Here is a 26,525-nt window from a genome sequence, read left to right as displayed (position 1 = left end):
GCCGGGGCTCGATTACTTCACTTGCAACACGATCTTGCCAATATGATCCCCGCCTTCCATCCGCGCATGGGCCTGGGCGGCGTCGGTGTATGCGTACACTTTGTCGATGATCGGCAGGCAGCGCCCGGCGGACAGCACCGGCCATATGTATTCGCGCAGTTGCTCAGCGATTGCGGCTTTCTCGTCCTTGGTGCGAGCGCGCAACAGCGAGCCGGTGATGACCGCGCGTTTGCCGAGGATCGTCAGCAGGTCGACGTCATTGGCTTTGCCGCCGCCGAGGAAGCCCAGCATCACCAAGTGCCCGTCCATGCCCAGGGCCTTGAGGTTGTTGTTCAGGTAGGAGGCTCCCATGATGTCGAGGATCACGTCGACGCCCTGGTCGCCGGTCTTCTTGGCGATGACCTCGGCAAAGTCCTGCTCGCGGTAATTGATCGGCTCGGCGCCCAGTTTGGCAATTGCCGCGCATTTGTCGGCGCTGCCGGCGGTGGCGAACGCCTGGATGCCGAACTCCTGGCAGAGCATCAGCGCGGTGGTGCCGATGCCGCTGGTGCCGCCGTGGATCAAGGCGCGTTGGCCTGTGTGCGCGCCACCCAGGCCGAACAGGTTGGCCCAGACAGTGAAAAAGGTTTCTGGCACGGCAGCGGCTTGAATCCAATCCATGCCTTCAGGCACCGGCAGGGCCTGGCTGGCGGGTACGGCGCAGAACTGTGCATAGCCGCCACCATTGGTCAGGGCACAGACCTTGTCACCCAGGCTGTATTCACTGACGCCGTCGCCCAGCGCAACCACTTCGCCGGCCACTTCCAGGCCCGGTATCGGGCTCATGCCGGGCTTCATCGGGTACTTGCCGGCGCGTTGCAGGGCATCAGGACGGTTGACCCCGGCGGCATGCACGCGGATCAGAATTTCGCCGGGGCCGGGTGAGGGCACTGCAACCTGACGGGGCTGGAGAACCTCAGGGCCGCCGAAGGTGGTGATTTCAATCTGGGTCATGTCGTGGGGCAGAGTCATGTTTACGATTCCTGTAGCGATGAGCGTATGAAGTGGGACCGCAGCCTGGGGTGGTTGATTCAACCGGGGTAGTTTGTGTGGCGCCCAGCATAGCCGGCTCTTTGCCATAAGGTCAGCACAGGCTTGCAAGCTCGGGCGCGGCTCTGCGGACACAATCGACGTCGGTTTCTTTTATGGACGTTGCAGATGAATGAATCAAAAAGTCAGGCGCTTGGGCTGCTGTTTCTGCGAGTGAGTGCATCGCTGTTCTTGCTGTGGGTACATGGGCTGCCCAAACTGCTCCACTACAGCCAACAATTGACGCTGATCGAAGACCCGTTCCACCTGGGTGCCAATGTCACGTTATGCCTGGCGATTGGCGCTGAAGTCGTCTGCCCGTTGTTGATTATCGCCGGGGTCTGGGTGCGCCTGGCCTGTTTGCCGATCCTTGCAGTGCTGCTGGTGGCTTTGCTGGTAGTGCACCCGCAGTGGTCGCTGTTTGAAGGGCAGTTTGGATGGCTGCTGTTGATCCTGTTTTCCAGCATTCTGATCGCAGGGCCCGGTCGCCTGGCACTTGATCACGCCTGAACAAAAAAAGGCCGGGCAAGCCCGGCCAAAGAAAGGAGAGGGTGACGCCGTTGCTTCAGCGGTTGAGGAAGGCCAACAGGTCTTCGTTCAACTGCTGGGTGTGAGTGGCGGCAAAACCATGCGGCGCGTCCTTGTACACCTTCAATTGCGCGCCTTTAATCATCTGCGCCGCCACCTTGCCGGTGGTCTCGAACGGCACGATCTGGTCGCCATCACCGTGGATCACCAGGGTCGGCACATCGACCTTGGCCATGTCCGGGCGAAAGTCGGTTTCGGAGAATGCCGTGACGCAATCAACCGTCGATTTGAGCGATGCCAGCAAGGCAATCTGCAAGGTCTGGGTGAGCACGCCCGGCGAGACCTTCTGCCCCTGGTTGATACCAAAGAACGGGGTATTGAAATCGCTGATAAATTGCGCGCGGTCCTTCAGCAGCCCGGCCTTGATACCGTCGAATACATCGGTGGGTACACCTTGCGGGTAGTCCGCTTTCTGACCGAAGATCGGCGTCACGGCACCCAGCAATACCAGGCCGGCTACACGTGCGTTGCCATGGCGAGCGATGTAGCGAGCGACGTCGCCGCCGCCCATGGAGAAGCCCACCAGGGTCACGTCGGTGAGGTCCAGGTGTTCAATCAACTGGGCAATATCGTCGGCGAAGGTGTCGTAGTCATTGCCGGTCCAGGGTTGGTCGGACCGCCCAAAACCACGGCGGTCGAAAGCGATGGTGCGAAAGCCGCGGCTGCTCAGGTATTCCATCTGGTATTCCCACATATCCGCATCCAGCGGCCAGCCGTGGCTGAACAATACAGGTTTACCGCTGCCCCAGTCCTTGAAGTAGATCTGGGTACCATCTTTGGCAACGAATGTGCTCATGCATAACTCCTTGATTGAGGGGGATGACTGCGCGTTACTATTGCCCTGCACGTGTCGAAGGGCTTGTACACGTGTGCTTGCTTGGGTTTACCAACTGAATTTGAGCTCGACTCCCAGGTAGTTGCTGTCGTCACCACCGGCCTCGCGCAGGGTGCGGCCCACCGCGTAATGCACGGCTTCCACCGCGCCGGTAAGGTTCGGTGTGAAGTCATAGTCGGTGCGCAGCTGAGTGTAGGCGCCGGTCCAGCGTTCACCTTTGCCTGCAGTGCCGGCCACGGGCAAGTTCGGTTGGGTATAGACCGCGTCTTCGGTGGTCTGTCGCCAGAGCAGGCCGATGGCAGTCTGTACGCTCAGTTTGGCAATGGGCTTGACGGTGATCGACGGTTTGACGTGGATCAGGTTGCTGTAGCCCGTATAGCCGGCCAGTGAAAAATAGTAGCCGTTGGGAAACAGCGGGTTGAACGTGCCGACGGTAGCGTCACCCGCTTTGCGGTCGCCGGAGGCGATATCCAGTTGCACGCCGAGCCGTGGTTGCCATGCCAGGCCCTCAAGCGTATAGCCCGTGCGGCTGCCAGCGGCCCACGCCCGAATCGACTTGCTCCCCACCGACCCCCTTTGCAGCATCGCCTCGATGTCCCAATCGAAGCCCTGGGCTGCGCCGCCCAGGCGGGCGTCGACAAACTGGCGGGTTTCCTCGCCGTCGGCGTCCAGATAATGCGCAGCGCTGCGTTCATACACGCCGTAGTAGGCCGACAATTCATTGCTGCCGCCCACCAGTCGCTCGACCCGCAGCAGGTGAAAGCGAGCGTCGCTGTTGGAGCGGTCGTCAAAGTGTCTCTCGTCCTGATACTGCACCGGCTGGCTGGCGATCGCGATAAAACGCCAATGGGTGGTTTCCCAGTCGGCCCAGAGCGCGTCGAACGACTGGCGCACATTCGGCCCATCCCGCGACGAGATAAAACGCTGCAAGTCGAAGGCGAAGTCCTGGCGGCCGATACGGCCCTTGAACGTCCCGCTGCTGAAGGTGTTCACGTACTCGGCAAATGCCAGCCGCAAGTCGACACGGTTTTGATCGGCACCACCCACTGTGGTTTTGTCGTACGCCCGAGCATCTTCGAGTTGGGTGAACACCCGCCAGTTTTCGTCCAGGTGCAGGTCCGCGTGGATCTCAAAGCGCTGGATCAGGTAGCGATCACGCTTCACATCGCGCACGCCGAAGCCACTGGCATCGTTCATCTCGAAGCGTTCGCGCAAGCTCGCGCCCAACGACAGGTACGTCAACGGGTTGGTGCTTGACAGCGGGATGTACTTCAAGTTGTCCAGAGGTTGCGTGCGCAGCACCGGGTCTTGCAGCACCGACCAGTTTTCCTGCCAGCGGTTGGTTTTGAGCACCGGTCGGGTGGCTTGCTCCTCTGCGTGGGCGCTGGCGGTGAGCAGCGGCCACAGCACGGCCAAGCCCCAGGGGGTATGACGATTCATTTTGTCGCGCTGAGCTGGTGAATTTCCGCGACGTATCCACCGGGAAATTCGACCATTGCGCTGCGCCGCCCTTTGCTCGCGAACGCCGGTACCAGCACAGTGGCGCCAGAGCCTGTGGCTTTGGCCAGGGTAGCCGTCAGGTCGTCGACTTGGTAACCGGTGGTCTCATGGCCGAACGGGTAGGGCAGTTGGCCATTGGTCACCAGTACGGCCATGCGTCCGAACGGCGATTGCAGGTCGACACGCCGGTAGAGGCCGCCCTGGCCGATATCGATACCCGGCGCGTGTTTGTCGTCAGCCAGGACCTTGCCATGGGAAAAACCGAGGAAAGCGTTGATAAACGCCTCGGCCCGCTCGGCTGGCAGGTAGACGCGGTTTTCCGGCACCGTCTGGAACCCTGCGTAGTTCGGGGCCTGGGTGTGCCAGTAGAGCTGCATGTTCACACCGCCCGGCCACTGCACCACGGCATCGCGGCCGATGGGGTCGGGAAAGTCACTGACAATTACGGCTGCACCATTTTCCCGTGCGGCCTTGAGTGCCACGTCCATGTCTTTGACCAGATAACCGTTGCGCTCCTGGCCAAACGGATGTGGGATAGGTGTGCTGAAGCCGAACAGTGACACCGTACCGACTGGCGTCTGCAGCAATTGCGAGGTGGTACTGCTTGGCACTGGCAGTACGTTCACCACCACCTGTGGGGTACTTTTGCCACCGAAGGTCGCGAGGAAGCTCGTGGCAAAGCGGTCCACATCAGCGGGTGCCACGTAGACGTGGCTGGTGTCGTATTGCGGTGCCACTGCCACGCTCGGCGTTGCCGCAAAAGCGCTGTTCATCATGGCCCCGACCAACAGCGTCAATGCCAGGCTTACCGTATTCGCGTTTCTACCCATGCCTGCTCTCCAGTCGTTTTTGGAAAGTCAGGAGCTTAGGCGGCCGGCACGGATGCGAATTGTACGGGCGTGCTTGATGGAACACTTGAGGCCGGAAAGTCACAGGGCATGACAGGTGCGGTTTTCAGCGCGGGATACTGCTGTAGCTTCGAGTGATATCGCAACCCGACAAAAATCCACCTCTGTCACACCACCATAATAATTTTCGACACCAATTCCACCACCGTCTTGGCCTGCAACTTTCTCATCAAGCGCGCCCGGTGCACCTCCACCGTGCGGTGGGAGATCGCCAGGCGTAGGGCTATTTCCTTGGACTTGAGGCCATTGACGATGTGCATGGCGATTTCCCGCTCCCGTGGCGTGAGGTCGCCGGTGCCCTGGTGGGTGCGGTCCAGGCGTTCGAAGTGCCAGATCATCAGCTTGAACGGGTCTTTGGGCGTGAGGGTGTAGCCGTGGGACCTGGCCCAGAACACTTCGCCGTTGTGGTGCTGCATGAAACGCTCATCGGAGTAAAAGCCGTTTTCGCTTTCCAGCAGCCATTCATGGCTGCGCTTGCCAATGGCGTGGTAGTCAGCCTGGGAAGGGTAGATCAGCAGCGTCAGCTGGTTGACCAATGCGTCGCGCGAATAGCCGAACAACTGCAGGAAAGCCTCATTACAGTCGACCATTACGCGGTTGCGGGTGACCAGTTGCGGCGCGGGGGAGAGCTGGAACGCCAGGCGTTCTATGTCGTGGAACTGCTGTGCAAACGCGTTCATTGGGCATCCTGCCTCGTCGCTTTTCTCAACTGGGGCTACTTAGCCATGTAAGTAGTTGCACGAATTGGCGCGCGCCCAACGGTGGGTCATTGTAGGTAAATGTCCGCGCCAAAAATAGAAGAAATTGATTATGCCAGCTGATTGCGTCTCCATTGTTGCTGCCGGTCATTCACGTTTTGGTCGCCTTGAAGGCACCAGCCTGGAGGATCTGATCGTACAGGTCACCCGCGAAGCCCTGAAGGACGCGGCGATTGACGCGAGCGAGATCGATGCGTTGTTCCTTGGCCACTTCAACTCCGGGTTGGTGCCCGACGGGTTCCCGGCCTCGCTGCTGCTGCAGGCCGACCCTGGGCTGCGCTTCAAACCGGCGACCCGCTGTGAAAACGCCTGCGCGTCCGGCTCGGCGGCAATCCTGGCCGGAGTCCAGGCGATCCTGTCCGGCAGCGCCGAGCTGGTATTGGTGGTGGGCGCGGAAAAAATGACCCACACCACCACCGCCGAGGTGACCCAGGCCTTGGCCGGCGCCGGTTATCAGAACGACCCGGCCGAAGCGGGCTTGAGTTTCCCGCAGCTGTTCGGCCGTGCGGCGCGCCAGTATGCCGAGCGCTACCACTGCCCGTTGGGCTCGATGGCGGCCATCGCCACCAAGAACCACTCCAACGCCATGGCCAACCCGCTGGCACAGATGCACCGGGTGATGGATTTCGAGCACTGCAACAACGTGTCCAAGAGCAACCCGTTTGTGGCCGATTCGCTGCGCCTTACCGACTGCTCGCTGATCAGCGACGGCGCCGCCGCGATCATCCTGGCCTCGCCCAAGCGCGCGCGGGCGTTTCGCCGTGATGTGCAGATTCGTACACTGACCCAGGTCAACGATTGCCTGCCGATTGCCCAGCGCGACATCCTCGCCTTTGAAGGCCCGCAACGCGCGATCCATACGGCGTTGCGCGGGGCGAATATCACCCTGGCCGACCTGAGTTTCGCCGAGGTGCATGACTGCTTCACCATCGCTGAGCTGCTGATCTACGAGGCCATGGGCCTGGCGCCCAAAGGTGAGGGGCACCGTGTGCTCGACAGCGGTGTGGTGCGCGCGGGCGGGCGGTTGCCGGTGAACCTGTCCGGCGGGCTCAAGGCCAAGGGGCATCCGGTGGGCGCCACCGGCGTGTCGATGCATGCCCTAGCGTTTCGCCAGTTGACCGGCGAGCCGATCGGCCTGGCGGTACCCAACCCCGAATTCGGCCTGGTGTTCAATATGGGCGGGATGGCCGTGGCCAACTATGCCTCGGTGCTGCACGCGCGTCGGAGCTGAACCATGAACATTGCCAACTGGCTGCACGACACCCAGCGCCGCGATCCGCTACGCCCGGCGTTGTTTGAGGGCACGCGGCAAGTCGCCGACTACGCGACCTTCACCGCCCATGTCCGTCAACGCGCTGCGCAACTGGTCGATCAATATGGCCTGGTGCCGGGCGATGCGGTAGCGCTGCTGATGAAGAACAGCTGCGACTACCTGGAAGTGCTCTACGCCGTCTGGTGGCTGGGTGGCGTGGTGGTGCCGATCAACGCCAAACTGCACCCGGCAGAGGCTGCATGGATTGCCACCCATGCCGAGGCCCGCTTGATCTTTACCGACGGCGGCCGGGTCTTCGCGTCATCCCGGGACTTGCCTGCGCGCTGCAAGGAGCTGGACGCTCACACGCTGCCGCCGACCCGTGGCTGGCCGACGCTGGAGCAGCCGGTGCCGCGCCTGGACGAGGACCTGGCCTGGCTGTTCTACACCTCCGGCACCACCGGGCGCTCCAAGGGCGTGATGTTGTCCCACGGCAACCTCATTGCGATGTCGCTGTGTTACCCCACGGATGTCGACGCGGTCAGTGCCGACGATGCAGCCGTGTATGCCGCGCCGATGTCCCACGGGGCGGGGCTGTACAACTTCATCCATGTGCGCTGCGGCGCCCGGCATGTGGTGCCGGCTTCCGGCGGTTTTGATGCCGGCGAGCTGTTTGGCCTGGCTGCGCAGCTGGTCAATGTATCGCTGTTCGCCGCGCCGACCATGGTCAAGCGCATGGTCGAACAGGCGCGGCGCCAGGGTTATGGCGGCGACGGCATCAAGACCATCGTCTACGGAGGCGGGCCGATGTACCTGGCCGACCTGTGCGAGGCGTTCGACACCTTCGGCGCGCGCTTGGTGCAGATCTACGGCCAGGGTGAAAGCCCGATGACCATCAGCGTATTACCTCGCGCTGTGATCGCGGACCGCCAGCGCCCAGGCTGGTCAACCTTGGCGGCCTCCGTTGGCCATGCGCAAGCCTGTGTTGAAATCCGTATTCTGGATGCCCGGCATCAGCCGTTGTCGACCGGCGAGCGCGGTGAGATCGCCGTGCGCGGCGCCACGGTGATGCAAGGTTATTGGCGCAACCCGCAGGCCACCGCGCAAACCCTGGTGGATGGCTGGTTGCTCACCGGCGACATCGGCTTTCTCGACCCGGCCGGCTTCTTGACCCTCACCGATCGCTCCAAAGACGTAATCATCACTGGCGGCAGCAATGTGTACCCGCGTGAAGTCGAGGAAGTGCTGGTGCAGCATCCCGACGTGTCCGAGGTGTGTGTGGTGGGTGAGCCGGACGCGCAATGGGGCGAGTCAGTGGTGGCCTTCGTGGTTACACGCAGCGGGCAGGCGCTGGACGAGGCCGAACTCACCGCGTGGTTTCTGCAGCGCATGGCGTCATTCAAGAAACCCAAAAAGTATGTGTTCAGGGCCGATTTGCCGAAGAACAGCTACGGCAAAACCCTCAAGACCGACTTGCGGCAGTGGTTGAAAGCAGCGAGTATCGCCGCGCTTTCCTAGTTTTCATGGACAGAACAACCGACAAGGAGTCCCTTCGATGGGCCATACAGCGCAAGACACGCAGCGCAAGCGCCGCCGTGCATTTCTCGGTGCCACCTCCGGCCACTTGATCGAGTGGTACGACTATGGCGTCTACGGCTTTCTCGCCGTGTACATCGGCCAGGCGTTTTTCGTCTCCGACGACCCCACCACCAGCCTGCTCGCCAGTTTCGCGGCGTTCGCCCTGAGCTTCTTTATCCGGCCGTTGGGCGGGCTGTTCTTCGGCCCGCTGGCGGACAAGATCGGCCGGCGCAAAACCCTGATCATGGCGCTGGTGATGATGTCCGGTTCCACTGTGCTGCTGGGCCTGTTGCCCACTTACGCGACCCTTGGCATCGCCGCGCCGATCCTGCTGATTCTGGTGCGCTGCGTGCAGGGTTTTTCGGCGGGCGGCGAGATCGGCACGGTCACCAGCTTTATCTCCGAATACGCCGGCCCCGGCCGCCGCGGTTTTGCCACGTGCTGGTTGATGGTCACCGCCGTGCTCGGCCTGCTGCTGGGTGGCGCCGTGGCGAACGGCATGACCTGGATTCTGGGCGCCGACACGATGCAGGAATGGGCCTGGCGCGTGCCGTTCCTGATCGCGGCGCCGCTGGGGTTTATCTCCATGTATATCCGCCTCAAGCTCGAAGACAGCCCGGAGTTTCTGGCCCTGCAACGCGCCGGGCAAACCTCCCGCGCGCCGCTGCGCGAGGTCTGGCAGTGGAAACGCGCCATCGCCCTGGTGTTCTTCATCATTACCTTGCACAGCTCGATCTTTTACCTGGTGCTGACCTTCGCCTCGACCTACATGGCCAAGATCCTCAAGTTCGACAGCGGCACCACCTTGCTCTATGTGTTTGTCGCCAGCTTCTCGGCGGCATTCGTGATGCCGTTTGGTGGCGCCTTCACCGACAAATACGGGCGCAAGCCGTTTCTGATGGTGATCGGCACTTTGGCCACGCTGGCGATGTTCTGGCTGTTCAAATCGGCACCCACCGCCACGCCCGCGTCGTTCTTCGCGCCGTTGATGGCCGTGGCGATCCTGTTCGGGCTGTACGCCTCATCCACCTACGCGCTGATGAGTGAGTTGCTGCCCACGCGCATCCGCTCCACCGGGATTGCCGTGGCCTACAACGTGCCGGTCGCGGTGTTTGGTGGCAGCGCGCCGCTGATCTCCACCTGGCTGATCAAAGTGACGGGCGACATTACTTCACCGTGGTACTTCTACGTGGCCACCGGTGTGGTATCGCTGATTGCCCTGGTGGTGTTGCGCAAAGAAGATTTTGTTGCCAGCGGTAGCCCGGTGGTTGTGCCGCCTGCGGCTGCGGCGTTGGCCTGATTGCTCAGGGGCGTTGGGGTTTTACCGACGTCCCGAACGTATTGCCCATGCGGTTACTGGTCGCCGCCGGCGTGGCCAACCCCACCTGGTTCGGCGGCCGCTTGTGTACCGGGAGGTTCTGCGCCTCGCGGTTCTTTTGCGCGGCCTTGGCCGCGTCCGGGTCATTGCCCATTTGCTGGCTCAGGCAGCCATAGTCGGGTGCCTTGTACCCATCTACCGTGACTTCCGTGCAGCCTTTGGCAGCGGTTTCGGCGTGGGCGGCCAGTGGCAATGCGACGCACAGCAACAGGCCGGCGAATGGGGTGTAACGCTTCATCGGAGCCTCCTGGCAGGCCCGCACAGAGGGGCCGTTAGTGCTGCGAAGTGTAGTTCAGCGGGCTTGCCGTCACCGTGATGTTTTTTTTGCTATCACCGTAACATCAGGTTCATAAACGGGCCTCAGGATGACGGTTTTCAAGGACACGTCAGCCGTGCAGCGATGCCGCGTGGGGGGTGAACAGGGAGGCTGGAAGCGCGCCATGGGTGCCCTGGCCTTGCTGTTGCTGTTGGTTGGCATAACGCCCGCCAGCGCCGCGCCATCGCTGCTGACATTGGACCTGCCCGCGCAGGACCTGGAACACGCACTGCATGCCTACAGCCGCGCCACCGGGATGGCGGTGCTGGTCGACCGTGAGTTGACGCGGGGCCGGCGCTCCATCGGTGTGCGCGGGCGGTTCACTGCGCAGGAGGCGCTGGCGGTGCTGCTGACGGGGAGTGGGCTGATGGCGCGTTATGCACGTGATGATGCGGTCACCCTGCAAGTCCCGCCGACCCCGGCGCCTTTGCTGCGGGGAGCGTCAGCGCGCAATACGGCACGCATCAACACCAGTTACGCCGCCGCGCTGCAACAGGCGATCGAAGCCAGCCTGTGCCGTTCGCCACTGACCCGGCCCGGCAGCTTTCGGGCGTTGGTGCAGGTGTGGGTCAACGCTGATGGCGTGATTGAACACAGCCGGCTGGTCAGCTCCACCGGCGATGAACAACGCGATGAAGCACTGGTGCGCAGCCTTGGGACAACCCGGGTCGAACGCCCGGCACCCAGCGCGCTGCGCCAGCCGGTGACGTTACTTTTGATGCCCGACACAACAGGAATACGCATGGAATGCACAGCAGGGACGGGAGCCGCGGGCGCATGAAGAACACCGGGCACAGTGCGATGGTCAGTCTGTTTCTGGCCTCCTATGAAGACTTCAAGGTGCGCCTGCGCAAACGCTTGGGCTCGGAGGACCTGGCCAATGATGTGCTGCACGAAACCTACCTGCGGGTCGACCGCATGGACGTGCCGCCGAACCTGCAACAACCCAACGCCTACCTGTACCGCATGGCCCTGAACATCGCCGCCGACCGCCGCCAGGCGGATGCGCGCTTGCTCACCGGCAGTGAAGTCGAGGCGTTGCTGCAAAGCGCCGATGAGGCCCAGGACCCTTCGCGGGTGGTGGGTGGCCAGCAAGAGATCCAGTCGTTGGTCAAAGCCCTGTACGAACTGCCGGCACGCCGACGCAAGATCCTGATCGCTGCGCGCCTGGAAGAAGCGCCGCACCTGGAAATCTCCCAGCGCTTCGGTATTTCCACGCGCATGGTAGAGAAGGAAATCAAGGCTGCTTTGGGCCATTGTGCCAAGCGCCTGGAAAGAAAAGTGATTCAGCGGTTCGGTCCCGGGGCCGGAAAACCGTCTTAGTGTCGAGTCCCTGATAAAACCGTGAGTATGTGCGCGCTTGAACATTTTCAGTTTCCCCTCCACCCGGCAATCGCCCGCTGACCCTGTGCACGAACAAGCCCGTGATTGGTTGCTGTTGCTGACCTCGGGCCGGGCCACCGTGGCTGATGTCAAGGCGCTGCAGGCCTGGGTCGCGCAAAGCCCGGCGCATGCCCAGGCGTTCGAGCAGGCCAAGCTGTTGTGGCGGCAATTGGGCGCGGCCACCGAACAGTCGGCGCCGCACCGTCAGTTTGGGCGTCGTGCGTTCCTGGGTGGCGCGATTGCGGCCACGGCGGCAGTGGTGATGGTGCGTGTGGGCGTGCCGGGCGGGTTTGCCGGATTGAGGGCCGACTATCGCACCGAGGTGGGTGAGCAGCGCCAGGTGCTGTTGAGCCAAGGCGTCAGCCTGGAGCTCAACACACAGACGCGTATCAGCCGGGTCGGGCAGGGGATTGAGTTGCTTGAAGGCGAAGTCGAAGTGCTTGCACAGCTGGCGCAACCGCTCAAGGTGCAAGCCGGCGAGGGCTGGGTGACTGCGGCGCAGGCGCGGTTCAATGTGCGCAACACCGACCGCAATGTGTGCGTGACCTGTATCGAGGGTTCGCTGACGGTGGATGTTTCCGGGCGCAGTGTGCGCTTGGACAGTGGCCGGCAACTGACTTATGGCGCGGGAGGTGTGGGCGAGCCGATTGGGGTGGATGCGCAGGCGGTCGTCGCTTGGCGTGAACAGGTGCTGGTATTTAACAACGCGACATTGGCGACGGTGGTGGATGAGATCAATCGTTATCGGCCGGGGATGTTGGTGTTGCTTAACAAGGAACTGGGGCAGCGGCGGGTGCAGGCGCGGTTCAGTTTGCAGCAATTAGCGGGCGTGGCGCTGTTGATTCGGGATGCGTATGGGGCCAAGTGTACTGAGCTGCCGGGTGGGGTGGTGTTGCTCAGCTGATCGTTGCTCAGTTGATCGTTCCCGCGCTCTGCGTGGGAATGCCGCCATGGACGCTCTGCGTCCGCTTTTAAACACTGCTTGGTGTGTAGGATTTTTTCCTCGGTGATTGTAGGTGTCTTCTCGTTGTGTTTTTTCGGCCTCTTTGAACAGCTGCCCAATCCCACGGGCGGTGTTTATAGTCACTGCTGGGAAAAAGCACGGCAGGGAGCCGATCCTTCATGAATATCTGCAATAAGCATCTTCAGGGGCAGGCGGCACAGCCAACTTGTCTTGTGCATTCGGGGCACCGCCTGCGGGTGGCGCTCAAAGCGTGCGAAATTCCGCCGACGGCGTTTGCCGAGTGGTTGCGCATTAGTCCGCAACGTTTGAATAATTGGTTTTTGCGGGGTTTGCCGGATGTGCATCTGGAGGGACTGGCGAGCGCGTTGAGTTTGAGCAGGGTCTGGCTTGAGACTGGGGAGGGGGAGCCGTAGGTTGGGGGTATATCCGTTATTTGGGTAACGGCGGCTATTGGTTCCGCTCTTACAGCCATGCCTTTCAAGGTCTTGGTTTAAAATCCCCTAATCAATTCAGTCAGGACGACGAAGCTATGTGGGAAAAGGTTTTAGAACGGTTTGAAAAACAAGCACCAGCCAGTGTCATGACCAAGCTGGTCTTGGAGCAGGCCGTAGATGCCAAGTGGGTAGACAAGGTGTTCGATGATCATCGCCAGCGTCAGTACTCCCGTGAGCTTTTGTTTTCAACCGTTGTTGAGCTGATGTCCCTTGTTTCATTGGGCTTGAGGCCGTCATTACACGCGGCGGCGCGCAAGATGGAGGGCCTTTCGGTCAGCCTTGCAGCCCTCTATGACAAGATCAAGCGAACCGAACCCGAGCTTCTGCGCGCCCTCATTTCGGGCAGTGCCGAGCGTTTGATACCGACCGTAGAAACGCTTGGCCATTCATCGATCCTTCCCGGTTGGCAGTTGCGTATTGTTGATGGCAACCATCTGCCGGCCACTGAAAAACGTCTAGGTGCTCTGCGCAATGAGCGCGGCGCAGCACGCCCAGGATTTTCAGTAGTTGCCTACGATCCGGATCTGGATTTAGTCGTTGATCTTCAGCCGTGGGAAGATGCCTACGCCAGTGAGCGAGTCAGTGTTTTACCGCTACTGGCCCGCGCATGCGCGGGCCAGTTGTGGATGGCTGACCGGCTCTATTGCACGCTGCCCGTCTTGCAAGCCTGCGAGGACACGGGGGCTTCGTTCATCGTTCGCCAACCCAGCAAACATCCACGACTCGTCCAAGAAAGTGAGTGGCAAGATTCAGGAGCAGTCGATAGCGGCACCGTTCGCGAACAAATCATCGAAGTGACCAGTGGCCGCCGCTGGAGACGCGTTGAATTGAGCCTGCAAACAGCGAATGACTCAGGTGATGTGGTGATGTGGTTCTGGAGCAATTTGCCCGACACCATCAGTGCTCAACAGATAGCTGATTTGTACCGTCGTCGCTGGAGTATTGAAGGCATGTTCCAACGCCTTGAATCGGTACTGGAGAGTGAAATCACAAGCTTTGGCAGCCCGAAAGCCGCGCTGCTGGGCTTTGCCTCGGCGGTGCTGGCTTACAACGTTTTATCGGTTCTCAAACGTAGTGTTGAGCAGGCGCACCGGGAAACACAGCCAGAGGGTTGGGAAGCTTCGATTTTCCACTTGGCGGTGCATGTTCGCAGTGATTATCAGGGTTTGCAGATCGCATTGCCTGCGGAAAATTTCCCCCTTGAAAAGACCTCGCAAGGGCTGGCAGAGCGATTACTGGCCCTGGCGAGGTTGATCAAACCCAAGTCCGTCGCAAAGAGCCCTCGCGGCGCCAAAGTCGCTAAACCCAAGGAGTGGCTGGAAGGTAAGGCGGCACGGGCGCATGTCTCAACAGCTCGGGTGCTTAAGGCTGCCAAGGCGGATAAACAGGCCTAAACATGACGTTAAACGGACTCTTAAACATAGACCTTGAAAGGCATGGCTGTAAGAGCGGAACCATAGGCCGCCTTTACCGCAGCAACGGATATGTACACCGCCCACCGCCCACCGCGCCAAGGCAATAAGGCTAACGCAACGGCCCCAACACCTGCCGATACCGCTCCACCCCCTGGGGCGTCTGCCTGACCAGGCTGATCTCCATGCCCAACGGATCCTCCCGCCGATTGCCACTCAACTGCCGCCAACCCTTGTCCGCCTCCCACACCCGCACCTGCACATCACTGACCCCACTCAACACCACAACCCCGCCTTTGGCCGCCGGCAACGGAAAGCGCTCCCGCGCAGGCGCCGCCGCACGGTACAGGCTGTCGCCCTTGAGCCACCAGCGCACGCGTTGCAATCCATCTCCGGCCACCGGTGCACTGCGAATCACCTCCAGCGTAAAACCCTTGCTGTCGGAGCTGCGCACCGTCACGGCGGCCAACCCGGCAGGTTTGGCGGTGTCGTCTTCGGTTGGGCCAGGCGCGCTCAGTTCCACGCTGGCGCGCAGGCTGACATCGCGTTGCAGCTGGTTCAACGCCCGCAACAGCGCTTCTGTCTGCTCCGTGCTGGCCTGCAGGTGCTGGTCGGCGCGGGTCACGCTGTCGAGCCCACGCCAGGCGATCAGGCTGACCACCGCCATCAGCATGATCGCCACCATTACTTCGATCAGGGTGAAGCCTTGCTGGGATGGGTTCATGGTTGAGTCACCACACGCATCAGCCCGGCCGCATCGCGCTGCAGGCTGAGGCTGTATTGGCCATCGGACAGCACCACGCGCACCGGCGGGCTGATCCATTCGGCGTCGAGTACGAGCACCCGCCCGGGTTCGATTGAGACCTGCATCGGCGTGTGTTCCCACGGGCGCGGGCGCAGTTGGCTGTCGCCCTTGAAGGTCTCGATACCTGAACCGTCATCACTGCGGCGGTTGAAGCCAAAGCCCTTGGCGTCGGCGCGCCAGGTGATGGGGCGCCCGTCCGCACGGGCTTCAGCCTGGGCCACTTGCAGCAGTTGGCTCAGGCGTTCGGCATCCTTGCGCAGCAGGTGCAGCGGGTCGGGCTTGATGGTCAGGCTGATGGCGGCACTGGCAATGCCGATGATCACCAGCACCACCATCAACTCGATCAGAGTAAAGCCTTGCTGTTTCATCGCCCGACTCCTGAACAACTGGTGAGCTTGTGAAATAAAAACGTGCGAATTGGCCTGTAGGCTGAAAGCACGCACAGACAGGAGGTCCCGCTCATGGCATTTGCTCTTCGATTTTCGCCCGCCCACAGTGTGCAGGCGCTGGCCTTGTTGGCGGCCCTGGCCGGGGTGGCGGTGTGGACGCCGTTGCTGCTGACATCCGCCGAGTCCCACACGCCCCAGGCCGCGCCCCAGACGCTGGCGGCGCGCAGTGACAACCCGGCGTTGCAGTGGTTTGCCAGCGCGCCCTCGGCGTTGCAGGTCAAAGTCTCGGGCGTGCTCGCCGGCGCGCGTGGCGCGGTGGCGATCCTCAGCCTTAACGATGGGCCGCCGCGCAGCTTCCTGCTCGGCGAGCGTTTGAGCCCCGGTGTGCGGCTGACGGCCATTGAAGGTGATGGCGTGGAGATCGAGCGCGGCGGCGAGAAGCTGCGCGTCAACCTCGACAAGTTGCCGGACGCGCCCGCATTACCGTCACTCACTCGGCCATGACCTGGGTCGCCAGACGCGCCAGCGGCGGCGCTTCGCGGCTGGCATCGAGCACCAGCAGGCTGACCTGAAACAGGCGGCCATCGGCGTTGATGGTCTGCTCACAGCGCAGCTTCAGTCGGCCCTGGTCACAGTCGAAGGTCTTTTTGCCGCTGCGTAGCTGTCCGCCCAACCGCAGCTCCGCCAACCGACTTTGTCCGGCCAGCAACGCGATGGATTTGTCGCGCAGCAGGCCGTTGCTCTGGGTCATCAACCCGGCCACGCGCACGGCGGCCGCCATGGCCACAGCAATGATCGCCAGCGCCACCAGCACTTCAATCAGGGTAAAGCCTTGCTCCTTGCGGCGGCTGTACATGGCGCTCTCAAAGCCGGGAAACAGGCCCGCAGACTAGCGCCGGCAGTTGACCGATTAGCGACCAAACCTCCCGAGGATTTTCAATACGACTGACATGTGTTCTTGCAACACTGCGCCACGAAATGCACCCAAGCCAAGGAATGTCGAGATGGAAATCGCGCCCCTAACGTCCCCATTGCCAGGCCCGCGCGGCCAACGTGGCTTCACCTTGATCGAGATCATGGTGGTGGTGGTCATCCTCGGGATTCTGGCGGCGATGGTGGTGCCCAAAGTGCTCGATCGGCCCGACCAGGCACGGGCCACGGCGGCCAAGCAGGATATCGGTGGGTTGATGCAGGCGCTGAAACTCTATCGCCTCGACCACGGCAGCTACCCAAGCATGAACCAGGGCTTGAAAGTGCTGGTAGAACGCCCGGCCGACGCCAAGAACAGTAACTGGCGCGCCTACCTGGAGCGCCTGCCCAACGACCCGTGGGGCAACCCTTATCACTACCTCAACCCCGGCGCCAATGGTGAGGTCGATGTGTTCTCCCTGGGTGCCGACGGCAAACCGGATGGCGACGGCGTGAATGCCGATATCGGCTCCTGGCAGTTGTAAGGCCCGCCATGAACAGGCATTCGCCCGCAGCGGCGAAGCAGCGCGGCATGGCGATTATCAGCGCGCTGCTGATCGCGGCGGTGGTGGCGGTGATCGCCGGCGCCATGCTCACACGCCAGACCGTCTTCACCCGTAGCCTTGAGGCCGAGCAGCAGCGCGTGCAGGGCCAGTGGCTGTTGCTGGGCGCGCTGGAACAGAGCCGCCTGTTGCTGTGGGACGCGCGTAAAAAGGATGTGTTGACCCGCCTCGACCAGCCATGGGCACGCGCCCAGGGCGGTGTGTTTGAAGGGCGGCTGGAGGATGAACAGGGCAAGTTCAACCTGCGCAACCTAGTCAATCGCCAGCAACAAGATGACGAGCAATTGCAGCACTTCGAACGCTTGTGTCGGCTGATCGGCGTCGACCCGGCCGTGAGCCGTCGCATCAGCCAGCGGGTGATCGGCTCCTATGACCAGCGCGTTGTACACAAAGGCGCGTCGGATGAGCGGCTGCCGGCCAAATACCCGATGCTGCGCAGCCTCGATGACCTCAGTGGTATTGAAGGCATCGACCCACAGGTGCTGCGGCGCCTGCACGCTTTTGTCAGCGTGCTGCCCGGCAACACCTGGGTCAACGGCAATACCGCCAGCGCCGAAGTGCTCAGCGCGGTGGTGCCGCTGCTCAGCCTGGCCCAGGCCCAGGCGCTGGTGGCCGAGCGCGACAGCGGGCGCTGGTTTATCAACCGTGGCGACTTTGTTAACCGTCTGCGCATGCCCCAAGTGGCGATGGATTCGGTGCAGGTGGGTATTACCAGCGAGTGGTTCCGTTTGCAGGGCCAGGCCCGTCGCGAGCAACGCCGAGTGACGATCGAGGCGTTGTTGCACCGGCCCGAAGACCGCCAGCCGCAGGTGATCTGGTCGCGGGTGGGTGTATGAAGCGTTTGCGCATTGGCTTGCCGCCACTTGATCAACTGACGGTCGACAGCCCGGTGAACTTTGCCTGGCTGGACGCTGGCAGGGTGATCGCCGAGGGCCGCGAAAGCCTGAAGCAATTGGGCAAGCCCCGCCAGCCAGTGGACTGCTTCCTGCACCCGCGTGACAGCCTGTTGACCAGCCTGGAGTTGCCGCCATTACCCGCCGCCAAAACCGCTGCCGCCGTGGCCTGCGCCGCGCAGGCATTGATTCTTGGGCCAATCGATCAGATGCAGGTGGCTCACGGCCCGCGTGGCAGCGACGGTCTTGTGCAGGTGGCCTGGGTGCCCAAGGCCGGGCTGGCGCAACTGAGCCAGGTACTGGCGCAGGTGCCGCTCAAGCTACGCGGCCTGTACCCGGCGCCGTATGCCTTGCCGGTGGCCACGGCGGCGCTGGACGATGGGCATTTGCTCACGCGACATAGCCTGCAACAAGCCACCGTGCATCCACTGGGGCAACACGCCCTGGATCAAACCCTTGATGTGCAGTTGGTCGAGGCCGCGCAGCGCTGGAGCGGCGCAGTGCCCGCCTGGGGTTTGCAGGGGCAGTTCAATCAACGTGCTACCGGCGGCTGGGGCAGGGCGCTGGCCTGTGCGGCGCTGGCCGTCGTTATCTGGACCGTTGGCCTGAACCTGTACGCCGCCCGCCAGGCCGAAGAAGGCCAGCGGCTGAAGGCGCTGATGAGCCAACAGGTGCGCCAGGCCTTTCCCGAGCTGCCGGTGATCCTCAACCCTCTGCAGCAGGTGCGCCAACAGTTGGCGGCGCGGCAAAGCGGGGCGGCGGCTGATCCCGGCCAACGCTTTACCAGCCTGCTGCAACTGGCGGGCAGCCACTTGCCGTTTATGGTCGGCAGTGTCGACAGCCTGAGCTTTGAGCAGGGCCGTTTGCACCTGGGCCTGTTGGCCGACAGCCATAGCCCGGCGGCGCAAGGCGACTGGCAGGCGGCGTTGGCGGAAGCCGGTTTTGCCGCGACCCGTGATGAGCAAGGTTGGACCCTGGGGCCGGCAGACAACACCGTCACCCCGGAGGAGGACGACGATGAATAAGTGGCAGCAGGTGCGCAGTCAGTCCCATGTGTTCTGGACTGGCCTGGCCGTGCGTGAAAGACGCATGTTGGCCGGTGCCGGGCTGATCCTGGCGAGCCTGCTGACCTGGCTGGTGCTGGTTCAGCCGGCGCTAAAAAAAATCGACTATTGGCAGGTCGAAACCCCGAAGCTGCGTTCCCAGGCCGAAGCCTTGCAGGTGCTGTTGCAGGGCGTCGCGGCGCCGCGTCAGGCGGATGAAACCGCGCTGCGCCAAGCCCTCGACGGCGCCGGCCTGCAAGGTCATTACCAACTGCAGGCGCTGGCTCCTGGTGGCTGGCGGCTGATCTTCGAGAAGGCCCCGGCCGACCTTGTGGTGGACTGGCTGCTGGGTAACCCCCGTTCGTTTTCTTTGGAAGTGTCCGAGGCACGCTTGCAACGCGCCTCGGATACCGTCGACAACTCGGCCGGCACTGTGTCCGGGACCGTTCGCATGGATCAGGCGCTTGGCGCTAAGGAAGCTTCATGAAGTGGTCAGTCCCCAACTCCGCGCCTTTTCGCAAAGTCGCGCCGCTGCTATTGCTGGCCCTGAGCGCGTGCAGTAACCCGCAGTCACCCAAACCTTTGCTGGTGGACAGCGAGCTGGGCCAGCCATTGTCCGACACGCGGCGCAGCGGCGAAACCGTGCTGGACCGCCAGCGCGAACCCGCGCCGGCCCCCCGCGTGCAGCACCCGGTGACCAACAGCGCCCGTGGCCATGCCCCGGCGGTGCTCAAGGCGCGCAACCCGCTGGGTGACCAGCCGGTACAGCTGAATTTTGTGGACGCCGATATCCAGGCGGTGGTGCGTGCCTTGTCCCGCGCCACCGGCCAGCAATTTCTGGTGGACCCGCGTGTAAAGGGCAACCTCACGTTGGTCAGCGAAGGCCAGGTGCCGGCGCATCAGGCCTACGAGATGCTGCTGGCGGCGCTGCGCATGCAGGGCTTCAGCGTGGTGGATGTGGGCGGCGTCGCCCAGGTGGTGCCCGAGGCCGATGCCAAGCTGCTCGGCGGGCCGATCTACAGCGCCGGCAGCAGCGGCATGCAGACGCGGACCTTTCGGCTGCAATATGAAAATGCGGTCAACCTGATTCCGGTGCTGCGTCCCATTGTGTCGCCGAATAACCCGATCAACGCCTACCCCGGCAACAACAGCATCGTCATCACTGACTATGCTGAAAACCTGGCGCGGGTGGCGCAGATTATCGACGGCATCGACACGCCCAGCGCCATCGACACCGATGTGGTGAAGATCCAGAACGGCATCGCCGTCGATATCGCGGCCATGGTCGCTGAATTGCTGGAAACCCAGGGTGCCGACCAGACGCAAAAGATCAACGTGGTGGGCGACCCGCGTTCCAACTCGATCATCATTCGTTCCGGCAGCCCCGAGCGCACAGAGCTGGCGCGTAACCTGATCTACAAACTCGACAATGCCCAGAGCAACCCGAGCAATATGCACGTGGTGTACCTGCGCAACGCCCAGGCGGGCAAGCTGGCGCAGTCGTTGCGCGGGCTGTTGACCGGTGAGAGCGAGTCCGGGGTCAGCGATGAGGCCCGTGGCAAACTCAGCTCGATGGGCGGCGGCTCCCAGAACAACCAGGGCAGTAATACTCAGAACAGCAGCGGCACGCCCACCGGCAGTGGTGTGCAGTCGTCAGGCTACGGCCAGTCGAGCAGTTCGGGCAGCAGCGCCAACAGCAGCACCCCCAGCGATCAAAACACTGCGTTCAGCGCCGGTGGTGTGACGATCCAGGCGGACGCTACCACCAACACCTTGCTGATCTCCGCGCCCGACCCGCTGTACCGCAACCTGCGCGAAGTGATCGACATGCTCGACCAGCGCCGCGCCCAGGTGGTGATCGAAAGCCTGATCGTTGAAGTCAGCGAAGACGACGCCAGTGAGTTCGGCGTGCAATGGCAGGCTGGCAACCTGGGCGGCAAGGGCGGTTTTGGCGGCGTTAACCTGGGCGGCAGTGGGCTGGTCACCACCGGCAAGACCAGCATTGATGTGTTGCCCAAAGGGCTGAATATCGGCTTGGTCAACGGCAGCGTGGATATTCCGGGGATCGGCAAGGTGCTCGACCTCAAGGTGCTGGCCCGCGCCCTCAAGAGCAAAGGCGGCACCAACGTGCTGTCCACGCCGAACCTGCTGACCCTGGACAACGAAGCAGCGAGCATTTTTGTCGGCCAGACCATTCCGTTTGTCACCGGCAGTTATGTCACCGGTGGCGGCGGCACCAGCAACAACCCGTTCCAGACCGTACAGCGCGAAGAGGTGGGGCTGAAGCTGAACGTGCGGCCGCAGATTTCCGAAGGCGGCACGGTGAAGCTGGATATTTACCAGGAGGTCAGCAGCGTCGACACGCGCGCCTCGGTGGAGGCGGGCACGGTGACCCAAAAACGCGCGATCGACACCAGTATTTTGCTGGATGACGGGCAAATCATGGTGCTCGGCGGGTTGCTGCAGGACGGCTATAGCCAGAGCAATGACGCGGTACCGTGGCTGGCGGATATCCCTGGGTTGGGGGCGCTGTTTCGCAATGAAAAGCGCAGCGTCACCAAGACCAATCTGATGGTGTTTTTACGCCCCTACATTATTCGCGACAGTGGCGCTGGGCGCAGTATCACCTTGAACCGCTATGAATTCATGCGCCGCGCCCAGGGCGGGTTGCAGCCGGAGCACAGTTGGGCGCTGCCGGATGTGCAGGCGCCGCAGTTGCCTTCGGTGGAGAAGGCGATTCCCGGGGCGCAGCAGCAGGGGCCAAGGGCGGTGATTCGGGCAGTGCCGGTTTCTGGAAATTCGCAGCCATGAGTTCAGACAAAGATCAAACTGTGGGAGCTGGCTTGCCTGCGATAGCGGTGGGTCAGTTGAACATTTTTCAGCTGAAAGTCCGCTATCGCAGGCAAGCCAGCTCCCACATGTACGGTGGTGTATGAGTTTGCTCCCCTACGTCTGGGCCAAATCCCAGCGCATCCTCCTGCGCCCCACCGACACGGGCACTGTGTTGACCGTCTGCTCCTCAACCCCCGGCTGGTCGATCAGCGAGGTCCAGCGCCAATTCGGCCAATCACGCCTGGAGCATGTGCGCGACGACGAACTCGACGGCCTGCTCACCAGCGCCTACGCCGACACCGGCAGTGCCGCCGCCGTGGTTGGCGCGGCTGAGAACGAAGTCGACCTCGACCGCCTGATGCAGGACATGCCCGAAATCACCGACCTGCTCGACACCCAGGACGGCGCGCCGGTGATCCGCATGATCAACGCCTTGCTCACCCAGGCTGCGCGCGATGAAGCCAGCGATATTCACATCGAACCCTACGAAACCCATTCCGTGGTGCGCTATCGCGTCGATGGCACCCTGCGTGATGTGGTGTCGCCGCGCAAGGCGCTGCATGGCGCGCTGGTGTCGCGGATCAAGATCATGGCCCAGCTCGACATCGCCGAAAAACGCTTGCCCCAGGACGGTCGTATTGCCCTGCGGGTGGCGGGGCGGCCGATTGATATTCGCGTGTCCACCGTGCCGACGGGGCATGGCGAAAGGGTCGTGATGCGCCTGCTGGACAAACAGGCCGGGCGCTTGCAGCTGGAAACCCTGGGCATGCAGCCGCAACTGCTGGCGCGCCTGGATACCTTGATCCGCCAGCCCCACGGCATCGTGCTGGTCACCGGGCCGACCGGCAGCGGCAAGACCACCAGCCTGTACGCTGCCCTGGCGCGGCTGGATGCGAGCACCAGCAATATTCTCACCGTCGAAGACCCGGTGGAATACGACTTACCCGGTATCAGCCAGATTCAGGTCAACGCCAAGATCGACATGACCTTCGGCCTGGCACTGCGGGCGATTCTACGCCAGGACCCGGACATCATCATGATTGGTGAGATCCGCGACCTGGAGACCGCGCAAATCGCCGTGCAGGCTTCGTTGACCGGGCATTTGGTGCTCGCCACCTTGCACACCAATGACGCGGTGTCGGCGGTCAACCGCTTGATCGATATGGGCGTCGAGCCGTTCCTGTTGGCCTCGTCATTGTTGGGCGTATTGGCCCAGCGCCTGGTGCGGCGCCTGTGCCCGCATTGCAAGCAGGAAGACCCGGCGGTGCCTGGCACCTGGCGGCCGGTGGGGTGTGCGCAGTGCAACCAGATCGGTTACAGCGGGCGTACCGGCATCCATGAATTGTTCTGCGTTGATGACGATGTGCGCAGCCTGATCCACCAAGGCGCCGGCGAGCAGGATTTGCGCCTGGCTGCACGTCGCGCCGGCATGTTCAGCATGCGCGAGGATGGCGAGCGCTGGGTACGCAGCGGCGCCACCGCAGTCGAAGAAATCCTGCGCGTGACACGGGACGCCTGATGAATCGCTATCGTTACGAAGCCGCCGATGCCAGCGGCAAAATCGAAGCCGGGCACGTGGAAGCCGACAGCCAGAGCGCGGCGTTTGCCCAGTTGCGCAGCCGTGGCTTGACCGCGTTGCAGGTACAGATTGAGGGTAATCAAGCGGCGGCCGGCGGCGGCAGCCTGTTCACGCCCAAACTGTCAGACAACGATCTGGCCTGGGCCACGCGGCAACTCGCGAGTTTGCTGGGCGCCAGCCTGCCGTTGGAGGCGGCGCTGAGTGCCACGGTGGAGCAGGCCGAGAAAAAACACATCGCCCAGACCCTGGCCGCCGTGCGCGGCGATGTACGCGGCGGCATGCGTTTGGCCGACGCCTTGGCGGCGCGGCCACGGGACTTTCCATCGATTTACCGGGCCTTGATTGCGGCGGGGGAGGAATCCGGTGACCTGGCCCAGGTGATGGAGCGCCTGGCCGATTACATTGAGGAGCGTAACAACCTTCGCGGCAAGATCATGACGGCGTTCATCTACCCCGGCGTGGTCGGGTTGGTGTCCATTGGCATTGTGATTTTCCTGTTGAGCTATGTGGTGCCGCAGGTGGTCAGCGCGTTTTCCCAGGCGCGCCAGGACCTGCCGGGGCTGACCCTGGCGATGCTCAATGCCAGCGACTTTATCCGCGCCTGGGGCTGGTTGTGTTTTGCCTTGATTGTCGGTGGGTTTTGGGGCTGGCGCCTGTACCTGCGCAACCCGCTGGCGCGGCTCAATTGGCATAGCCGGGTGCTGCGCTTGCCGCTGATCGGGCGGTTTGTGTTGGGGCTCAATACTGCGCGGTTTGCGTCGACCCTGGCGATTCTCGGCGGCGCCGGCGTGCCGTTGCTGCGGGCATTGGAGGCGGCGCGCCAGACCTTGTCCAATGACCGCCTCAGCCAGTGCGTCAACGATGCCACCGCCAAGGTTCGCGAAGGCGTTAACCTGGCGCCTGCATTGGCAGTGGAAAAGGTCTTCCCGCCGGTGTTGATTCACCTGATTGCCAGCGGCGAAAAAACCGGTTCACTGCCGCCGATGCTTGAACGTGCGGCGCAGACCTTGTCCCGCGATATCGAACGCCGGGCGATGGGCATGACGGCGTTGCTGGAGCCGCTGATGATTGTGGTGATGGGGGCGGTGGTGCTGGTGATTGTGATGGCGGTGTTGTTGCCGATCATCGAGATCAACCAACTGGTGACCTGATTGCACCCGGTCAAATGTGGGAGCTGGCTTGCCTTCGATGGCATCAACTCGGTGTGCCTGATGTACCGAGGTATCTGCATCGCAGGCAAGCCAGCTCCCACATCTGGGTCGGTTTTATTCAGTTGATTCTGCTCGCTCCCTATATGCATCACTGCAACCTCGGGTTCCTCATTCCGTCACATCCAACCCACCGCGACACAGCCCACACCACATCCAGCAAAACCCCGCTGAAACCCCGCTGTCACTTGCCCCCAAACCGCTCAAAAGCATGACCGAAACACCCGAGAATCTTTCGTAAAATCAAGCGCTTCCTCCCGAGGTTTTTTCCTTTTGCTGTCATCGGATGCTGCGAAATTGCCTACCCATGGCCTCAACCCCAGCCACCCCCGGAGCACGGCCTGGGATCGAAGCCATAGCGTCATGCAAGAGCCCTCTACCCAAACGTACAAACACGACGAAAGGAGATTCTTCATGTTTAAGCGCACTATGATCGCAGCCTCTTTGGTAGTTGCAGCACTGGCTTCCGCCCAATCCATGGCCGCAGTGGTCGGTGGCGGTGCCACCCTGCCGGAAAAACTCTACGGCAGCACGGCCACTTCGACCACGGCTACCGGCATCCTCTCTGCCACCGTCCCTGGTTTTAACCCCTATATCGGTGTAGGCAGCGGCGACGGCAAAAAGGCCTTCTTCGGTAATGATTCGACCAAGCTGAAACTGGCTGCCGGCATCACCGTTGACTATGCGGGCAGTGACTCGATCGTTAGCGTTGCGGAACTGGCGGCTTATAATGCTGACGCCGTGAACGGCCGTGCCGCCTACGGCCCGTTGATTCAAATCCCGGCCGAGGCCACGTCGGTGACAGTGCCTTACCACATCGACGGCAAGACATCGCTGCAGCTCAGCAGTGGCCAGTTGGCTGATATCTTTGCCGGCAAAATCACTAACTGGAACCAGGTGCTATTCAACGGGGCTGCGGGTCCAAACCTGCAGATCAAAGTGGTCTATCGCCAGGAAACCAGCGGCACTACCGAGATCTTGACCAACCACCTCAAGGCGGTAAAACCTGCTTCGGTGCCGGCTGTCAGCAACAGCTTCGTCACCGCCATCGGTTTTGACCCAGCCACCAGCGCTCCGGCCGGCTCAAGCTACATCGCGGTCACCGGCAGTCAAGGTGTTGCCACTGCCATTACCAACAACAACGGTGCCATCGGTTACGTCAGCCCTGACTATGCACAGTTCAACAGCGCTGCCGCTGTTGCTTCGGTCAACGGTTTCCTGCCGACTGAAGTCAACGTTCAAGCCAGCCTTGACGGTGTTGTACCTCCGGTTCTTGGCAGCGACGAAGCCAAAAATCCTTTGAACTGGGTCCCTACGTTTCCTAACCCTACCGCAGGCTACCCCATTGTGGGCTACACCAACCTGGTCTTCAGCCAGTGCTACAAAGACACCACTGACACCGCGCGTATCCGTGTGTTCTTGAACCGTCACTACACCGGTTTGAACAACGCAACCACCAGCAGCCACTCGTTCATCCCGTTGTCCGCTACTTGGCAGAAAGCTGTCCACGACAACTTCTACGCCACCACCAGCGCCCTGCGCCTGGGCGACACCAACACCTGCAACGGTATTGGCCGTCCGCAGTAAGCCCCGTCTCGACAGGGTTTGCCCCACAACCGGCAATGACTTCGCGTCATTGCCGGTTTTGTCGTTTCCTCGCCCAACCAGCCAGTTGAACCGCACTGCGTGAACATTGTGTGACAACAGTTCGGTCGCGCCCCCCGGCAACTGCCTTAAGCAATAACCCCGACACGTGGCCGCGCAGTGTTTGCGTGCCCGTCGTTCGCCTGACCCGTCAAAAGGACCTGTA

Annotated in this window: 26 protein-coding genes; 17 read left to right on the top strand and 9 right to left on the bottom strand. The window is 62.2% G+C overall.

Annotated features, from left to right (window positions below):
- Window positions 1-12: 12 nt before the first annotated feature.
- Window positions 13-1,011 (bottom strand): NAD(P)H-quinone oxidoreductase, encoded by a 999-nt coding sequence (locus HU759_RS17515; RefSeq protein ID WP_099549182.1) that lies wholly within the window; start codon window positions 1,009-1,011, stop codon window positions 13-15.
- Between the two features lie 186 nt (window positions 1,012-1,197).
- Between HU759_RS17515 and HU759_RS17510 the strand changes: the two genes are divergently transcribed.
- On the top strand, window positions 1,198-1,578 hold the full coding sequence (locus tag HU759_RS17510) for a DoxX family protein (RefSeq protein WP_026013490.1): 381 nt from the start codon (window positions 1,198-1,200) through the stop codon (window positions 1,576-1,578).
- Window positions 1,579-1,633: 55 nt separating this feature from the next.
- On the opposite strand, the gene HU759_RS17505 is transcribed toward HU759_RS17510, so the two are convergent.
- The 4 genes from HU759_RS17505 to HU759_RS17490 all read right to left on the bottom strand — a co-directional run bounded on the left by HU759_RS17505 (window position 1,634) and on the right by HU759_RS17490 (window position 5,579).
- Complete coding sequence (locus tag HU759_RS17505; protein ID WP_017134594.1) at window positions 1,634-2,452, bottom strand: alpha/beta hydrolase; 819 nt, start codon at window positions 2,450-2,452, stop codon at window positions 1,634-1,636.
- A gap of 87 nt (window positions 2,453-2,539) precedes the next feature.
- On the bottom strand, window positions 2,540-3,931 hold the full coding sequence (locus HU759_RS17500) for an alginate export family protein (protein ID WP_017134595.1): 1,392 nt from the start codon (window positions 3,929-3,931) through the stop codon (window positions 2,540-2,542).
- Window positions 3,928-4,821, bottom strand: coding sequence for a glyoxalase (locus tag HU759_RS17495; protein ID WP_169988373.1), 894 nt, complete (start codon window positions 4,819-4,821; stop codon window positions 3,928-3,930). The genes HU759_RS17500 and HU759_RS17495 overlap by 4 nt, the downstream gene beginning before the upstream one ends.
- 185 nt (window positions 4,822-5,006) lie before the next feature.
- Window positions 5,007-5,579: a LuxR C-terminal-related transcriptional regulator gene (locus tag HU759_RS17490; protein ID WP_017134597.1), complete on the bottom strand. Its 573-nt coding sequence runs from the start codon at window positions 5,577-5,579 to the stop codon at window positions 5,007-5,009.
- 130 nt (window positions 5,580-5,709) lie between these two features.
- On the opposite strand from HU759_RS17490, the gene HU759_RS17485 reads away from it, so the two are divergent.
- Genes HU759_RS17485 through HU759_RS17475 form a run of 3 tightly spaced genes read left to right on the top strand, consistent with a single transcriptional unit; the run spans window position 5,710 to window position 9,787 of the window.
- Window positions 5,710-6,888, top strand: a complete 1,179-nt coding sequence (locus HU759_RS17485) for an acetyl-CoA acetyltransferase (protein WP_186618361.1) — start codon at window positions 5,710-5,712, stop codon at window positions 6,886-6,888.
- Window positions 6,889-6,891: 3 nt separating this feature from the next.
- Window positions 6,892-8,427 carry an AMP-binding protein gene (locus tag HU759_RS17480; RefSeq protein ID WP_186618359.1) on the top strand — a complete coding sequence of 512 codons (1,536 nt, stop codon included), beginning with the start codon at window positions 6,892-6,894 and terminating at the stop codon, window positions 8,425-8,427.
- 37 nt (window positions 8,428-8,464) lie between these two features.
- Window positions 8,465-9,787: an MFS transporter gene (locus tag HU759_RS17475; protein ID WP_186618357.1), complete on the top strand. Its 1,323-nt coding sequence runs from the start codon at window positions 8,465-8,467 to the stop codon at window positions 9,785-9,787.
- Between the two features lie 4 nt (window positions 9,788-9,791).
- Here HU759_RS17475 and HU759_RS17470 read toward each other — a convergent pair whose 3' ends face one another.
- Window positions 9,792-10,103, bottom strand: coding sequence for a hypothetical protein (locus HU759_RS17470; protein ID WP_017134601.1), 312 nt, complete (start codon window positions 10,101-10,103; stop codon window positions 9,792-9,794).
- A 202-nt stretch (window positions 10,104-10,305) separates the two neighbouring features.
- Between HU759_RS17470 and HU759_RS17465 the strand changes: the two genes are divergently transcribed.
- From HU759_RS17465 to HU759_RS17450, 4 genes are all read left to right on the top strand, one after another.
- The gene (locus tag HU759_RS17465) at window positions 10,306-10,962 is read left to right on the top strand and encodes a secretin and TonB N-terminal domain-containing protein (RefSeq protein WP_017134602.1); all 657 of its coding nucleotides are present in this window, start codon (window positions 10,306-10,308) and stop codon (window positions 10,960-10,962) included.
- Window positions 10,959-11,504 (top strand): RNA polymerase sigma factor, encoded by a 546-nt coding sequence (locus HU759_RS17460; RefSeq protein WP_017134603.1) that lies wholly within the window; start codon window positions 10,959-10,961, stop codon window positions 11,502-11,504. Before HU759_RS17465 ends, HU759_RS17460 begins: the two co-directional genes overlap by 4 nt.
- Before the next feature lie 37 nt (window positions 11,505-11,541).
- On the top strand, window positions 11,542-12,468 hold the full coding sequence (locus HU759_RS17455; RefSeq protein ID WP_169988379.1) for a FecR domain-containing protein: 927 nt from the start codon (window positions 11,542-11,544) through the stop codon (window positions 12,466-12,468).
- A gap of 640 nt (window positions 12,469-13,108) precedes the next feature.
- Window positions 13,109-14,416 (top strand): IS4 family transposase, encoded by a 1,308-nt coding sequence (locus HU759_RS17450; RefSeq protein WP_170040993.1) that lies wholly within the window; start codon window positions 13,109-13,111, stop codon window positions 14,414-14,416.
- A 130-nt stretch (window positions 14,417-14,546) separates the two neighbouring features.
- On the opposite strand, the gene HU759_RS17445 is transcribed toward HU759_RS17450, so the two are convergent.
- Together HU759_RS17445 and gspH are read right to left on the bottom strand one after the other, a co-directional pair.
- Window positions 14,547-15,158, bottom strand: a complete 612-nt coding sequence (locus tag HU759_RS17445) for a prepilin-type N-terminal cleavage/methylation domain-containing protein (protein WP_017139660.1) — start codon at window positions 15,156-15,158, stop codon at window positions 14,547-14,549.
- Entirely contained in the window at window positions 15,155-15,607 is a 453-nt protein-coding gene (gene gspH / locus HU759_RS17440) for a type II secretion system minor pseudopilin GspH (protein WP_026013888.1), read from the bottom strand. The genes HU759_RS17445 and gspH overlap by 4 nt, the downstream gene beginning before the upstream one ends.
- A 93-nt stretch (window positions 15,608-15,700) precedes the next feature.
- On the opposite strand from gspH, the gene HU759_RS17435 reads away from it, so the two are divergent.
- On the top strand, window positions 15,701-16,132 hold the full coding sequence (locus HU759_RS17435; protein ID WP_169986412.1) for a type II secretion system protein N: 432 nt from the start codon (window positions 15,701-15,703) through the stop codon (window positions 16,130-16,132).
- On the opposite strand, the gene gspI is transcribed toward HU759_RS17435, so the two are convergent.
- A complete protein-coding gene (gene gspI, locus HU759_RS17430; RefSeq protein WP_099549244.1) occupies window positions 16,119-16,484 on the bottom strand; it encodes a type II secretion system minor pseudopilin GspI in 366 nt (121 codons plus the stop codon). The genes HU759_RS17435 and gspI overlap by 14 nt on opposite strands.
- A 148-nt stretch (window positions 16,485-16,632) precedes the next feature.
- Here gspI and gspG point away from each other — a divergent pair, with 148 nt between their 5' ends.
- The 8 genes from gspG (at window position 16,633) to HU759_RS17390 (ending at window position 26,302) form a co-directional block, all read left to right on the top strand.
- Window positions 16,633-17,082 (top strand): type II secretion system major pseudopilin GspG, encoded by a 450-nt coding sequence (gene gspG, locus HU759_RS17425; protein ID WP_017139656.1) that lies wholly within the window; start codon window positions 16,633-16,635, stop codon window positions 17,080-17,082.
- An 8-nt stretch (window positions 17,083-17,090) separates the two neighbouring features.
- Window positions 17,091-17,996 carry a type II secretion system minor pseudopilin GspK gene (gene gspK / locus HU759_RS17420; RefSeq protein WP_158235129.1) on the top strand — a complete coding sequence of 302 codons (906 nt, stop codon included), beginning with the start codon at window positions 17,091-17,093 and terminating at the stop codon, window positions 17,994-17,996.
- Window positions 17,993-19,078 (top strand): type II secretion system protein GspL, encoded by a 1,086-nt coding sequence (gene gspL / locus HU759_RS17415; protein WP_099549246.1) that lies wholly within the window; start codon window positions 17,993-17,995, stop codon window positions 19,076-19,078. The genes gspK and gspL overlap by 4 nt, the downstream gene beginning before the upstream one ends.
- Entirely contained in the window at window positions 19,071-19,583 is a 513-nt protein-coding gene (gene gspM, locus HU759_RS17410; RefSeq protein WP_186617705.1) for a type II secretion system protein GspM, read from the top strand. Before gspL ends, gspM begins: the two co-directional genes overlap by 8 nt.
- Entirely contained in the window at window positions 19,580-21,907 is a 2,328-nt protein-coding gene (gspD, locus tag HU759_RS17405) for a type II secretion system secretin GspD (RefSeq protein ID WP_186617706.1), read from the top strand. Before gspM ends, gspD begins: the two co-directional genes overlap by 4 nt.
- Window positions 21,908-22,028: 121 nt before the next feature.
- Complete coding sequence (gspE, locus tag HU759_RS17400; RefSeq protein ID WP_099549249.1) at window positions 22,029-23,447, top strand: type II secretion system ATPase GspE; 1,419 nt, start codon at window positions 22,029-22,031, stop codon at window positions 23,445-23,447.
- The gene (gspF, locus tag HU759_RS17395) at window positions 23,447-24,658 is read left to right on the top strand and encodes a type II secretion system inner membrane protein GspF (protein ID WP_017139650.1); all 1,212 of its coding nucleotides are present in this window, start codon (window positions 23,447-23,449) and stop codon (window positions 24,656-24,658) included. Before gspE ends, gspF begins: the two co-directional genes overlap by 1 nt.
- Before the next feature lie 471 nt (window positions 24,659-25,129).
- The gene (locus tag HU759_RS17390; protein ID WP_017139649.1) at window positions 25,130-26,302 is read left to right on the top strand and encodes a substrate-binding domain-containing protein; all 1,173 of its coding nucleotides are present in this window, start codon (window positions 25,130-25,132) and stop codon (window positions 26,300-26,302) included.
- Window positions 26,303-26,525: the final 223 nt, after the last annotated feature.

Origin of the sequence: Pseudomonas sp. OE 28.3 (assembly GCF_014268205.2) — a bacterium.
Lineage (GTDB): Bacteria > Pseudomonadota > Gammaproteobacteria > Pseudomonadales > Pseudomonadaceae > Aquipseudomonas > Aquipseudomonas edaphica.
The sequence above is the reverse complement of the archived record's forward strand: the minus strand, read 5'-3'. Positions and strand labels throughout refer to the sequence as shown.

Excerpts from the sequence above, each read along its gene's own strand:
- HU759_RS17460 (WP_017134603.1), top strand. The coding sequence starts at position 10,959 with ATGAAGAACACCGGGCACAGTGCGATGGTCAGTCTGTTTCTGGCCTCC.
- HU759_RS17505 (WP_017134594.1), bottom strand. The coding sequence starts at position 2,452 with ATGAGCACATTCGTTGCCAAAGATGGTACCCAGATCTACTTCAAGGAC.
- gspD (WP_186617706.1), top strand. The coding sequence starts at position 19,580 with ATGAAGTGGTCAGTCCCCAACTCCGCGCCTTTTCGCAAAGTCGCGCCG.
- HU759_RS17470 (WP_017134601.1), bottom strand. The coding sequence starts at position 10,103 with ATGAAGCGTTACACCCCATTCGCCGGCCTGTTGCTGTGCGTCGCATTG.
- gspF (WP_017139650.1), top strand. The coding sequence starts at position 23,447 with ATGAATCGCTATCGTTACGAAGCCGCCGATGCCAGCGGCAAAATCGAA.
- gspI (WP_099549244.1), bottom strand. The coding sequence starts at position 16,484 with ATGTACAGCCGCCGCAAGGAGCAAGGCTTTACCCTGATTGAAGTGCTG.
- HU759_RS17500 (WP_017134595.1), bottom strand. The coding sequence starts at position 3,931 with ATGAATCGTCATACCCCCTGGGGCTTGGCCGTGCTGTGGCCGCTGCTC.
- gspG (WP_017139656.1), top strand. The coding sequence starts at position 16,633 with ATGGAAATCGCGCCCCTAACGTCCCCATTGCCAGGCCCGCGCGGCCAA.
- HU759_RS17485 (WP_186618361.1), top strand. The coding sequence starts at position 5,710 with ATGCCAGCTGATTGCGTCTCCATTGTTGCTGCCGGTCATTCACGTTTT.
- HU759_RS17475 (WP_186618357.1), top strand. The coding sequence starts at position 8,465 with ATGGGCCATACAGCGCAAGACACGCAGCGCAAGCGCCGCCGTGCATTT.
- HU759_RS17510 (WP_026013490.1), top strand. The coding sequence starts at position 1,198 with ATGAATGAATCAAAAAGTCAGGCGCTTGGGCTGCTGTTTCTGCGAGTG.
- gspK (WP_158235129.1), top strand. The coding sequence starts at position 17,091 with ATGAACAGGCATTCGCCCGCAGCGGCGAAGCAGCGCGGCATGGCGATT.
- HU759_RS17495 (WP_169988373.1), bottom strand. The coding sequence starts at position 4,821 with ATGGGTAGAAACGCGAATACGGTAAGCCTGGCATTGACGCTGTTGGTC.
- HU759_RS17390 (WP_017139649.1), top strand. The coding sequence starts at position 25,130 with ATGTTTAAGCGCACTATGATCGCAGCCTCTTTGGTAGTTGCAGCACTG.
- gspM (WP_186617705.1), top strand. The coding sequence starts at position 19,071 with ATGAATAAGTGGCAGCAGGTGCGCAGTCAGTCCCATGTGTTCTGGACT.
- HU759_RS17490 (WP_017134597.1), bottom strand. The coding sequence starts at position 5,579 with ATGAACGCGTTTGCACAGCAGTTCCACGACATAGAACGCCTGGCGTTC.
- HU759_RS17515 (WP_099549182.1), bottom strand. The coding sequence starts at position 1,011 with ATGACTCTGCCCCACGACATGACCCAGATTGAAATCACCACCTTCGGC.
- gspE (WP_099549249.1), top strand. The coding sequence starts at position 22,029 with ATGAGTTTGCTCCCCTACGTCTGGGCCAAATCCCAGCGCATCCTCCTG.
- gspL (WP_099549246.1), top strand. The coding sequence starts at position 17,993 with ATGAAGCGTTTGCGCATTGGCTTGCCGCCACTTGATCAACTGACGGTC.
- HU759_RS17465 (WP_017134602.1), top strand. The coding sequence starts at position 10,306 with ATGGGTGCCCTGGCCTTGCTGTTGCTGTTGGTTGGCATAACGCCCGCC.
- HU759_RS17435 (WP_169986412.1), top strand. The coding sequence starts at position 15,701 with ATGGCATTTGCTCTTCGATTTTCGCCCGCCCACAGTGTGCAGGCGCTG.
- HU759_RS17480 (WP_186618359.1), top strand. The coding sequence starts at position 6,892 with ATGAACATTGCCAACTGGCTGCACGACACCCAGCGCCGCGATCCGCTA.
- HU759_RS17450 (WP_170040993.1), top strand. The coding sequence starts at position 13,109 with ATGACCAAGCTGGTCTTGGAGCAGGCCGTAGATGCCAAGTGGGTAGAC.
- HU759_RS17445 (WP_017139660.1), bottom strand. The coding sequence starts at position 15,158 with ATGAACCCATCCCAGCAAGGCTTCACCCTGATCGAAGTAATGGTGGCG.
- gspH (WP_026013888.1), bottom strand. The coding sequence starts at position 15,607 with ATGAAACAGCAAGGCTTTACTCTGATCGAGTTGATGGTGGTGCTGGTG.